The organism is Nocardiopsis sp. NPDC058631, assembly GCF_042716955.1.
Lineage (GTDB): Bacteria > Actinomycetota > Actinomycetes > Streptosporangiales > Streptosporangiaceae > Nocardiopsis.
Genome location: NZ_JBHXQY010000150.1, coordinates 1 through 10,392, shown reverse-complemented (window position 1 = coordinate 10,392; position 10,392 = coordinate 1). Strand labels below are relative to the sequence as shown.

At 69.6% G+C, this 10,392-nt stretch carries 8 protein-coding genes and 1 tRNA gene; 7 read left to right on the top strand and 2 right to left on the bottom strand.

Going from position 1 to position 10,392, the window contains the following annotated elements; translation table 11 throughout:
* Window positions 1-63: 63 nt before the first annotated feature.
* Window positions 64-678, bottom strand: a complete 615-nt coding sequence (locus ACFWTE_RS28675; RefSeq protein WP_378783041.1) for a TenA family protein — start codon at window positions 676-678, stop codon at window positions 64-66.
* Window positions 679-920: 242 nt separating this feature from the next.
* Window positions 921-1,003, bottom strand: a tRNA-Leu gene (locus ACFWTE_RS28670).
* 235 nt (window positions 1,004-1,238) lie between these two features.
* On the opposite strand from ACFWTE_RS28670, the gene ACFWTE_RS28665 reads away from it, so the two are divergent.
* The 7 genes from ACFWTE_RS28665 (at window position 1,239) to pknB (ending at window position 10,347) form a co-directional block, all read left to right on the top strand.
* Window positions 1,239-2,000, top strand: coding sequence for an FhaA domain-containing protein (locus tag ACFWTE_RS28665; protein ID WP_378783042.1), 762 nt, complete (start codon window positions 1,239-1,241; stop codon window positions 1,998-2,000).
* A gap of 240 nt (window positions 2,001-2,240) precedes the next feature.
* Entirely contained in the window at window positions 2,241-2,795 is a 555-nt protein-coding gene (locus tag ACFWTE_RS28660) for an FHA domain-containing protein (protein ID WP_378783040.1), read from the top strand.
* Window positions 2,792-4,117 carry a Stp1/IreP family PP2C-type Ser/Thr phosphatase gene (locus tag ACFWTE_RS28655; RefSeq protein WP_378783039.1) on the top strand — a complete coding sequence of 442 codons (1,326 nt, stop codon included), beginning with the start codon at window positions 2,792-2,794 and terminating at the stop codon, window positions 4,115-4,117. The genes ACFWTE_RS28660 and ACFWTE_RS28655 overlap by 4 nt, the downstream gene beginning before the upstream one ends.
* Window positions 4,118-4,124: 7 nt before the next feature.
* The gene (locus tag ACFWTE_RS28650; protein ID WP_378783038.1) at window positions 4,125-5,534 is read left to right on the top strand and encodes an FtsW/RodA/SpoVE family cell cycle protein; all 1,410 of its coding nucleotides are present in this window, start codon (window positions 4,125-4,127) and stop codon (window positions 5,532-5,534) included.
* The gene (locus ACFWTE_RS28645) at window positions 5,531-6,988 is read left to right on the top strand and encodes a peptidoglycan D,D-transpeptidase FtsI family protein (protein ID WP_378783037.1); all 1,458 of its coding nucleotides are present in this window, start codon (window positions 5,531-5,533) and stop codon (window positions 6,986-6,988) included. Before ACFWTE_RS28650 ends, ACFWTE_RS28645 begins: the two co-directional genes overlap by 4 nt.
* On the top strand, window positions 6,988-8,448 hold the full coding sequence (locus ACFWTE_RS28640) for a serine/threonine-protein kinase (RefSeq protein ID WP_378783036.1): 1,461 nt from the start codon (window positions 6,988-6,990) through the stop codon (window positions 8,446-8,448). The genes ACFWTE_RS28645 and ACFWTE_RS28640 overlap by 1 nt, the downstream gene beginning before the upstream one ends.
* 69 nt (window positions 8,449-8,517) lie before the next feature.
* Complete coding sequence (pknB, locus tag ACFWTE_RS28635; RefSeq protein WP_378783035.1) at window positions 8,518-10,347, top strand: Stk1 family PASTA domain-containing Ser/Thr kinase; 1,830 nt, start codon at window positions 8,518-8,520, stop codon at window positions 10,345-10,347.
* Window positions 10,348-10,392: the final 45 nt, after the last annotated feature.

Sequence of the window (10,392 nt, the reverse complement as noted above, 5' to 3'; positions counted from 1 at the left end):
GGAGCCGGGCCGTGCGGCCCGGCTCCCCCTCGCCGTCCCTCCCGCCTCGGAGCACACGCGGGGTCAGGAGGTGAAGGGGGTGTCCCAGAAGGCGACCTCGTGGCGCATGCCCTCCAGGAAGAGGCGCTCAGCGCGGTCCGGGTCGGGGTCGGCCTCCTCCAGCATCCGCCCGTACCGCCGCGTCAGCAGCGTGAAGTCCGGGTCGGCGTAGGTGTCGACCCACCGCCGGTACCGCGGCTCCTCCGGGCGGCTCCCGGCGAGCTCCAGCCCCAGCTGGTTGTAGCCCCACATGCAGGGGTAGACGGCGGCGAGCCCGTCCCGGTAGTCGGCGGCGGCGTCGAGCAGCCACGACGTGTACGCGGCGCAGGCCGGCCCCTTGTCCTTCGTGGTCAGGTCCGCCCCGAACTCCCCGGAGAGGGAGCGGTGCAGTTCCAGTTCCCCGTTGAGGGTGCTGTGCGCGATGCCGACCAGGTCGGCGAGGTGGCCGTCGGGGGCCTGCCAGGCCAGCCGGGAGAAGGCGCGCGCGTAGTCGAGCAGGTAGAGGTGGTCCTGCTCCAGCCAGTAGCGGAACGCGCGGTCGTCCAGGTCCCCCCGGGAGATGCCCGCGACGGTCGGGTGCGCCAGTTGCTCGGCGACCAGCGGTCGCCCGATCTCGTGAAGTCGTTCGGTGATTCCCACGCACGGAGTGTCCCATCAGACCCGTCCCGCCCGTGGGGCGACCGGCCCCGAAGGCGGTCGTCCGGGGGCTGCGCCCCACCCGGCTCCGCCCCGGGCGCGGAGAAGCACGGGCGCCCGGTGACGATCGGTTCACGATCTCCGTCCGGCCGGCCCCGTATCGGCCGCCCGGAACGCCTCCGGGGCAACAGCGAAGCGGCCCCGGTCACGAGCTGTACTCGTGACCGGGGCCGCTTCGGCTAAAGTGGGCGAGGAGGGATTTGAACCCTCACATCCTTTCGGACACACGGACCTGAACCGTGCGCGTCTACCGTTCCGCCACCCGCCCGGATGACTCGCATTCAGTTGTGTGGCCAGGTGATCCGGGCTTTTCGTCCGTTTCCCCTGGCGACATGGATAAGGCTAGCACGGTCTGAACGCGGGTCGCACACCGGTTTCGGCCCCTCTCCGGAGGGTTCCCCGGACCCCCTCCCAGGGGTGCGCCTGAAACCAGGGGCACTCCGACCCGGTTACGATCGTCTACACATAAGAAGTGGAGTACAAAAGGGAGGTACCTCGTGGGAGTGCTCCAACGCTTCGAGCGCAGGCTCGAGGGGATGATCGAAGGCACCTTCGCGATGGCCTTCAAGTCCGAGCTCCAGCCGGTCGAGGTGGCAAGCGCCGTCCAGCGTGAGATGGACGAGCGGGCAGCCATCGTCGCCCAGGGCCGCACCCTGGTCCCGAACGACTTCATCGTCGAACTCGCGACCAGCGACAAGGAGCGGCTCGAAGTCTACGCCGACAGCCTCGGCCAGGAACTGTCCAAGCTCGCCCGTGACTACGCGACGGAGCAGGGCTACTCCTTCGTCGGTCCGGTCCGCGTCCACTTCAGGTCCGACGACGGCCTCAAGACCGGCCGTTTCCGCATCCGCTCCGGCGTCGTGCGCGGCACCATGGTGGGCCCGGAGGGGGAGGTCCGGCAGCCCGTCGGCGACCCCGGCGCGTCCGGAGGCCAGCAGCAGAGCGGACGTCCGCGCCTGCTGATCTCCCCGGGCGGCGCCACGGCGGAGGGCAGCATCGCCAGCCACGGCTCGCAGCAGTCCTTCGAACTGACGACCCCGGTGACCCTTCTGGGACGCGGCACCGACTGCGACCTGCGACTGGTCGACAACGGTGTCTCCCGTCACCACGTCGAGATCCGGCTGGACGGCGACGAGGCCGTCCTGGTGGACAAGGGATCCACGAACGGAACCTTCGTCAACGGACAGCAGGTCAGGCAGGCCCGTCTGGTGGATGGCAGCAGGATCAGCCTCGGCCGCACCACCATGACGTTCCGACGCGACTGAGAGCCCCGCCACAATCGACCGGTCAGGCCCGGCACGAACCACAACCAACCCCGTTCCGTCGGCGTCTGACAGGTCGTGGCCCGGGGGCAGGACGATACCGACCTGTGTCGGATATCCGGCCGGGAGGGTAGTCTCCGCGAAGACCTGACCGATCGGGCACACAGAGCGCGGCCGCAGGCCGCGACCAGCGACCTCGACACTCACCGACCCGAAGGTGGGGAAGACACGGTGGCGGCGCCGATGACCGCTACCCCGGCCGAAGCACGACAGGGGCTGAAGAGCAGTTCGATGTCCAACTTGACCCTCATATTGATCAAGATCGCGTATCTCGCGGTGCTTTGGCTGTTCGTCCTCACGGCGGTCGGCGTCATTCGCACGGACCTCTTCGGCCCGTCCAAGAAGAAACCGCGGAAGAAGCCCCGGCCCGGGCCCCGCCCCGCACAGCGCCGGGAGACGCCCACCCCCTCCCACTCCTCGGCCCGGCCGCAGCGCCAGCGCCGCAACGAGCCGACGGTGCTGGCCGTGACGCAGGGCTCCCTCTCCGGCACCACCGTCAACCTGGGTTCCCAGCCCATCACCATCGGACGCGCCCCCGACTCGACGCTCGTCATCACCGACGACTACGCCTCGGGCCGCCACGCGCGCGTCTACTCCGAGAACGGCCGCTGGTTCGTCGAAGACCTCAACTCGACCAACGGCACCTACCTCGGCCAGCAGAAGCTGAACCGCCCCCAGCCCATCACGGTGGGTCAGCCCATCCGTATCGGCAAAACCGTCCTGGAACTGCGCAAATGACAATCGCTCTCCGATACGCGGCGTACTCCGATGTTGGATGCCTCCGCGAAGGCAACGAAGACTCCGGTTACGCCGGTCAGCACCTCCTCGCTGTGGCCGACGGCATGGGTGGGTACGCGGGCGGCGAGGTGGCCAGCTCCATCGCGATCTCCTCGATCCGCCGCCTCGACTCCGAGACCCACAAGTCAGACGAGATGCCCGAGGCCCTCCAGCACGCCGTCGAGCAGGCGAACGTCTCCCTCTCCCGCCGGATCATGGAGGAGCCGCAGCTGGAGAACATGGGCACCACCCTGACGGCCATGCTGTGGTCCGGGTCCCGGGTGGCGCTCATCCACATCGGCGACTCGCGCGCCTACCTGCTGCGCGGTCCCCGCTTCGAGCAGATCACCCACGACCACACCCTGGTGCAGACCCTGGTGGACGAGGGGAAGATCACCGAGGAGGAGGTCGCTACGCACCCGCAGCGATCCCTCATCCTGCGCGCCCTGGACGGCAAGAGCCCTGTCGACCCCGACATCTCGATCAACGACGCCAAGGTCGGCGACCGCTACATGCTCTGCTCCGACGGGCTCTCCGGGGTGGTCAGCAAGAAGACCATCCACGAGACCCTGGCGACCGAGTCCGACCCGCGCGGTGCGTCCAAGAAGCTCATCGAGCTGGCCATCCGCGGGGGCGGGCCGGACAACATCACCGTGGTCGTCGCCGACGTCATCGAGACCGACACCGACCGCGAGGGGCCCACGCCCTCCGCCCAGGTCGTCGGCGCCGCAGACCAGCACTCCGACGACGTGGAACAGGACAACGACTCCCCCGCCAGACGGGCCCAGGAACTGCGCGGCACGAGCGGCGACACCGCGGAGATGGACCCCGTCCGGGACGACGCCCCGGGCGAGTCCGCCTTCCAGGAGCCGTACGACGACTACGAGGCCCCGCCGGCCGACCGGCGGGGCCGTTCGGAACCCCAGGGCGAGTACCGCGCCAAGCGGTGGTGGCCGATGATCCTGGTGTTCGTCGTGGTGGTCGCCGTCGTCGCCGGAGCCACCTACTACTTCGGCCGCCAGTACGTGGACAGCCAGTACTACGTGGGCCCGTCCTCCAGCGGCAACGTCGCGATCTACCAGGGCATCAACACCGACATCGCCGGGTTCAGCCTGTCGGACGAGCTGGAGGACACCGAGATCGCCCTCGACTCCCTGACCGACTCCAGCCGCAACAGCGTGGAGGACACCATGCCCGCGGAGAGCCTGGAGGCCGCGCGGCAGAGCGTCGAGCGGCTCGAACAGAACCCCGGCCGGTCCGGCACCGAGGAAGGGTCCGGGTGAGGTCGGCTTGAGCAGCACGTCAGCACCGGAGGCGCCGACCGCGCTGCCCCCGGTCAAACGGCGCAACGCCGAACTGGTCCTCACCGTCATCGCGATCTTCATCACGATGGCGGGCATCGCGATCGCCGGCATCAACCTCAACGGCCAGGTCCCCGGTGCGATGTGGACCGTCGGCCTGACCTTCGGCGCCCTCTCCGCCGTCGCGCACGTGGCGATGCGCTTCCTCGCCCCCTACGCGGACCCCCTGATCATGCCGTGCGCCCTGTTCCTGAACGGGATCGGCGTGGCGATGATCTGGCGGCTGAACGCCGCCAGGGAGGAGAACATCGAGGGCGTCGGGGTCGGCATGCAGCTGGTCTGGACCGGTGTCGGCCTGATCTGCTGCTTCCTGATCATCGTCTTCCTGAAGGACCCCCGGGTCCTCCAGCGCTACACCTACATCAGCGCCCTGGTCGCGATCGTCCTGCTGATGCTCCCGATCATCCCGGGCCTGGGCCACGCCGTCTACGGCGCCCAGCTGTGGATCAAGATCGGCCCGTTCACCATGCAGCCCTCGGAGTTCGCCAAGATCGCCCTGGTGATCTTCCTGGCGTCCTATCTGATGAGCAAGCGGCAGGTGCTCCAGATCGTCAGCAAGCCGATCAAACTCGGCCGCTTCACCCTCATCGAGCTGCCCCGCGCCCGCGACCTGGCCCCCATCCTGGTCGGCTGGCTCCTGGCCATCGGCATGCTGGTGGTCCTGCGCGACCTGGGCACCTCCCTCCTGCTCTTCGGCACGTTCCTGGCCATGCTGTACGTGGCCACCCAGCGTTCCTCGTGGGTGACCATCGGCCTGGTCATGTTCGCGGCCGGCGCGACGATCGCCTACATGCTCTTCTGGCACGTCCGGGCCCGCTTCAACATCTGGATCAACGCGTTCGACCAGGCCGTGTACGAGGAGGTCGGCGGCAGCCAGCAGCTGGTGCAGGGCCTGGTCGGGATGGCCTACGGCGGACTCTTCGGCACCGGCATCGGCGGCGGCCAGGCCCACGACACCTTCGCCGCGGACAGCGACTTCATCCTCGCGTCCATCGGCGAGGAGCTCGGTCTGACCGGCCTGCTGGCGGTGCTCATGGTCCTCGGCCTCCTGGTGGAGCGCGGCATGCGCATCGCCCTCGCCGCGACCGGACCGTTCAACAAGCTCCTGACGAGCGGTATCGCGTTCGTCCTGGCTTACCAGGTCTTCATCGTGCTGGGCGGCATCTCCCGGGTCATCCCGCTCACCGGCTCCACCACACCGTTCATGGCCGCAGGCGGTTCGGCGCTGATGGCGAGCTGGATCATGATGGGCATCCTGCTCCGTATCAGCGACAACGCGCGCCGCCCGGCACCGCAGTCGATCCAGGACGAGGGCGCGACCCAGGTGATCCGACGATGAACACACCCATCCGCAGGCTGAGCGTCTTCGCCCTGATCCTGGTCGGGATCCTGATGCTCAACATCACCTGGGTCCAGGGGTTCCAGGCGGACGCCATCCGGGCCGACCCGCTCAACCGGCGCACCTACAGCGAGCGCCTCAGCGAACCGCGCGGCCCCATCCAGGTCGCGGGGGAGAACGTCGCGTTCTCGGAGAACATCTCGCCCGAGGGGGAGCCCGCGCGGTACCAGCGCGAGTACACCGGCGGCGGCCTGTACACGCCGATCGTCGGGTCCTTCCGCACCTACGGCGCCTCCGGTGTCGAGGACTCCGAGAACACCCTGCTCGACGGCTCCGACGACCGCCTGGCCGTGCGCAACTTCCGCGACATCATCACCGGCCGCGAGCCGGAGGGCGCTCAGGTCCAGCTGACCCTCGACCCCGCGGTGCAGGAGGCCGGGTACGAGGCCTTCGCCGGTCTGGGCGACAAGAACGGCGCGGCCGTCGCGCTCGACCCCGACACCGGGGCGGTCCTGGGCGCGGTGTCCTATCCCTCCTACGACGCCAACGAGGTCGTCAGCATCAGCGAGTTGGAGGACGCCACCAACAACTACGTGGAGCTGGAGAACGACCCGCGCAAGCCGCTGCTCAACCGGGCCCTCAACGAGCGCTACCCCCCGGGGTCGACGTTCAAGGTGGTGACGGCCGCGGCGGCCATCGAGCACCTGGACGCGGGCCCGGACAGCACCATGGACGCGCCGGACCGGCTGTCGCTGGGGCACGACCTGCCCAACGCCACTCCGGGCGGAACCTGCAACGGCGGCCAGCCCGACACCCTGGCGCACTCCATCCAGATCTCGTGCAACACCTCGATGGCCAACTGGGCGATCGAGATGGGCGGCGACGCCCTGTCCGAGCAGGCCACCGCGTTCGGGTTCAACCCGGCGGAGGAGGAGGAGCTGGAGATCCCCCTCGGCGTGACCCCGAGCTTCGCGCCGGTGGAGGAGGACCGCAACATCCTCGGGCGCGCCGGCATCGGCCAGTCCAACGTCGAGTCGACGCCCCTCCAGATGGCGATGGTCGCCGCCGGTGTGGCCAACGACGGTGAGGTCATGCGACCCTACGTGGTGGACTCGGTCCGCGACTCGGACCTGTCCGTGATCACGCAGACCAGTCCCGAGAGCTACTCCCAGGCCGTCAGCGCCAGTACCGCCGAGGACCTCACCGAAATGATGGTCCTGGTCACCGGCGAGGGCGGTTCGGGCACCAACGCGGCGATCTCCAACGTCCAGGTGGCCGGCAAGACCGGTACCGCCGAGACCGGCACGGAGAGCACCCACAACTGGTTCATCGGTTTCGCCCCCGCCGACGACCCGCAGGTCGCCGTCGCGGTCGTCGTCGAGTTCGGCGGTGGGAGCGGAAACGAGCTCGCCGCTCCGATCGCCCGTCAGATGATGGAGGCAGTGGTTCAGTAGTGAGTGCCTACGAGCCGTCTTCGCGGAACGGTCCCGGTGATCTCACCGGGACCGTTCTGAGCGACCGTTACCGCCTGGAGGAGCAGGTGGGATCCGGCGGCATGGGTACGGTCTGGAAGGCCACCGACACCCTGCTCAACCGGCCCGTCGCGGTGAAACTCCTCCACCCCTCGCAGATGGCGGAGCCCACCGCGAGGGAGCGGTTCCGCACCGAGGGCCGGATCACCGCCGGCCTCTCCCACCCCGGGATCGCCCAGGTCTTCGACTACGGCGAGGAGGACGGCCGCGCCTTCCTGATCATGGAACTCGTGGTCGGCGACCCCCTCTCCCAGGTCCTGCGCGAACAGGGCCACCTCAGCCCGGACCAGACCCTGGACTTCGTCTGCCAGGCGGCCAAGGCCCTGGCCGCGGCGCACGCCCGCGGGGTGGTGCACCGCGACATCAAGCCGGGCAACCTGCTGGTCACCCCGACCGGGCAGCTCAAGCTCACCGACTTCGGTATCGCCCGCGGCGACATGTCGGTGACCCTCACCCAGACCGGCATGGTCATGGGAACGGCCCAGTACATCTCGCCGGAGCAGGCCTCGGGCCGCCCGGCGACCTCGGCCTCGGACCTGTACGCGCTCGGCGTGGTGGCCTACGAGTGCCTGGCCGGGACCCCGCCGTTCACCGGCGACAGCCCGATCGCGCTCGCTCTCGCGCACACCCGCGACGAACCGCCGGAACTCCCCGACGACATCCCCGCCGACATCGACGACCTGGTGACCTCCCTCCTCCTCAAGGAGCCCGAGGACCGGCCCGGCTCCGCCAGCGAGGTCGCACACCTGGCCGCGGTCATCCGCTCCAACGCCGGCACCGGGCCGCCGACCCCCTCCACGGGGTTCAGCGGCATGGCGCAGACCATGGTCGTGGGTGCGGTCACCGGCCCCGGGACGGGGCCGGTGTCACGTCGAACCGCCGGTCAGGCCGCCGTGGCCCCTGTGGAGGAAGAGGACTCCGCTAGGCTGGCCAGGGCCTCAGAACCCAGGGTCAGCGGCCCCGTGGTCCTCGCAGCGGTCGCGGCGACCCTCCTGATCGTCGCTGCGGTACTGGCCGGGTTCCTCTACGGGGGCAACCGCGAGGCGGATCCCATGGGCGACTCCGTGGATCCCCCGGCCACGAGTCCTTCACCGTCCTCCACACCCTCGGAGGAACCGGAGGAGTCCGCTCCGGTGGACGTGCCCGTGGTGCCCAACGACCAGCCGAACTGGTCTCCGGAGACCGAGGCGTCCGCGGAGACCGAGTCACCCCCTCCCGGGGAGGACGAGGAGGAGAGCGATCCTCCCGAGGACGGTGAGGACGACGGGTCGGAGGAAGAGGAGGAGGTGCCCGGCGAGGAGGAAACACCGCCCACGGACCCGGGTGACCCGGGGGACAGCGGAGAGGGCCCTCCCGACAGCATCTCGGTACCGAGGCAGTGAGCGAGAAACTCTCAGGGTAGGCGGCGGCCCACGGGCGGCTTCCGGAAGACACAAGGATCAGTGCACGACATGTCCCAGCCCCGGCTCCTTGGCGGACGCTACGAGCTCGACGTCGTCGTCGGGCGCGGCGGCATGGCCGAGGTCTACCGCGCGCGCGACCTGCGGCTCGACCGGCTCGTCGCCATCAAGACCCTTCGACACGACCTGGCACGCGACCACGTGTTCCAGGCGAGGTTCCGACGTGAGGCACAGTCGGCCGCCTCCCTGAACCATCCGGCGATCATCGCCGTGTACGACACCGGCGAGGACATGGTCGAGGGGGTGTCCATCCCCTACATCGTCATGGAGTACGTGGACGGGCGCACCCTCAAGGAACTCCTGGACGACGACCGCCAGCTCCTGCCGGAGCGGTCGGCGGAGCTGGTCGACGGCATCCTCAAGGCGCTGGAGTACAGCCACGACAACGGGATCGTCCACCGGGACATCAAACCCGCGAACGTGATGCTGACCCGCAACGCCGAGGTCAAGGTGATGGACTTCGGCATCGCCCGGTCGATGAACGACGACCAGGCGACCATGACCCAGGCCTCCCAGGTCATCGGTACCGCCCAGTACCTGTCGCCCGAGCAGGCGCGCGGTGAGCGGGTGGACCCCCGCAGCGACATCTACTCGACGGGCTGCGTGCTCTACGAACTCCTCACGAGCCGTCCGCCGTTCACCGGTGACTCCCCCGTGTCGATCGCCTACCAGCACGTGCGCGAGGACCCGGTGCCGCCGACCGAGGTGGATCCGCAGATCCCCGACTGGCTAGAGGACATCACCCTCCGGGCGATGACCAAGGACCGCGAGGAGCGCTACCAGAACGCCGCCGAGATGCGTGCGGACATCCAGCGCGGTCTGGCGGGCATGCCCACCCAGGCGGGCACCATGGCGATGGCCGGCGGGGCCACGACGGCACTGCCCGAGAACGACCGGTACGGCGACTACGACGACGAGTACGACCGTTACGACGACGACCGGTACGACGACCAGAAGAAGGGCGGCGCGGGCAAGGCCGCTCTGTGGGTGCTCCTCGGCGTCGGCGTGGTCGCCTCCCTGATCCTGATGTTCTTCCTGATGAGCAGGCAGTCCTCGGATCCGGAGACGGTGGCGGTGCCGTCGGTCGCCGGTTCCACGGAGGAGGAGGCCCGGTCGGCCCTCACGGAGGCGGGCTTCGAGAACATCGGCACCGAGGCGCAGGCCGACGAGGAGGTCGAGGAGGGCACGGTCATCGAGACCGACCCCGCGGCCGACAGCGAGGTGGCGGTGACGGAGGAGATCGTCCTGATCATCTCCTCCGGGCCGGACGCCGTCTCGATCCCCTCGGTGGAGGGGCAGAGCGAGGCCGACGCCATCAGCACGCTGGGCGAGGCGGGCTTCGAGGACGTCTCCCCGGAACAGCGTGCGGACGACTCCGTCGCCGAGGGCAACGCCATCGGTACCGACCCGCCGGCGGGGGACGACGCCGCCCCCGACACGGCGATCACGCTGTACATCTCCTCCGGCCCCGACCAGGTGGCGGTGCCCGACCTGCGCGGGATGACCCGGGAGGGGGCGGAGTCCGCTCTGGGCCAGGTGGGGCTGACCGGCTCGTTCCAGGAGCAGGAGACAGGGGACGAGCCGGAGGGCACGGTCATCTCCCAGTCGCCCGAGGCAACGCAGATGGTCGCGCCGGACACCTCGGTGACCGTCACGATCGCGACGGCCCCGGCGGCCTCGGATCCGCCTCCCGGTACGGAGGAGCCCACGGGGGACACCCCGGGTCCGCCTTCCGGTACGGAGGATCCGCCGGAGATCCCCGAGATACCGGACGGCTTCGTCTTCCGGCCGCAGGACTTCTATCCGTCGCAGTGGCAGTAGGAGCCGGAGCAGACGTGCAGCGGACGGGCCGCACCCCTTGGGGGG

What these genes read in the sequence shown, in the direction of transcription:
- ACFWTE_RS28655 (WP_378783039.1), top strand. Translation starts at nt 2,792, where the DNA reads ATGACAATCGCTCTCCGATACGCGGCGTACTCCGATGTTGGATGCCTC.
- ACFWTE_RS28660 (WP_378783040.1), top strand. Translation starts at nt 2,241, where the DNA reads ATGACCGCTACCCCGGCCGAAGCACGACAGGGGCTGAAGAGCAGTTCG.
- ACFWTE_RS28645 (WP_378783037.1), top strand. Translation starts at nt 5,531, where the DNA reads ATGAACACACCCATCCGCAGGCTGAGCGTCTTCGCCCTGATCCTGGTC.
- pknB (WP_378783035.1), top strand. Translation starts at nt 8,518, where the DNA reads ATGTCCCAGCCCCGGCTCCTTGGCGGACGCTACGAGCTCGACGTCGTC.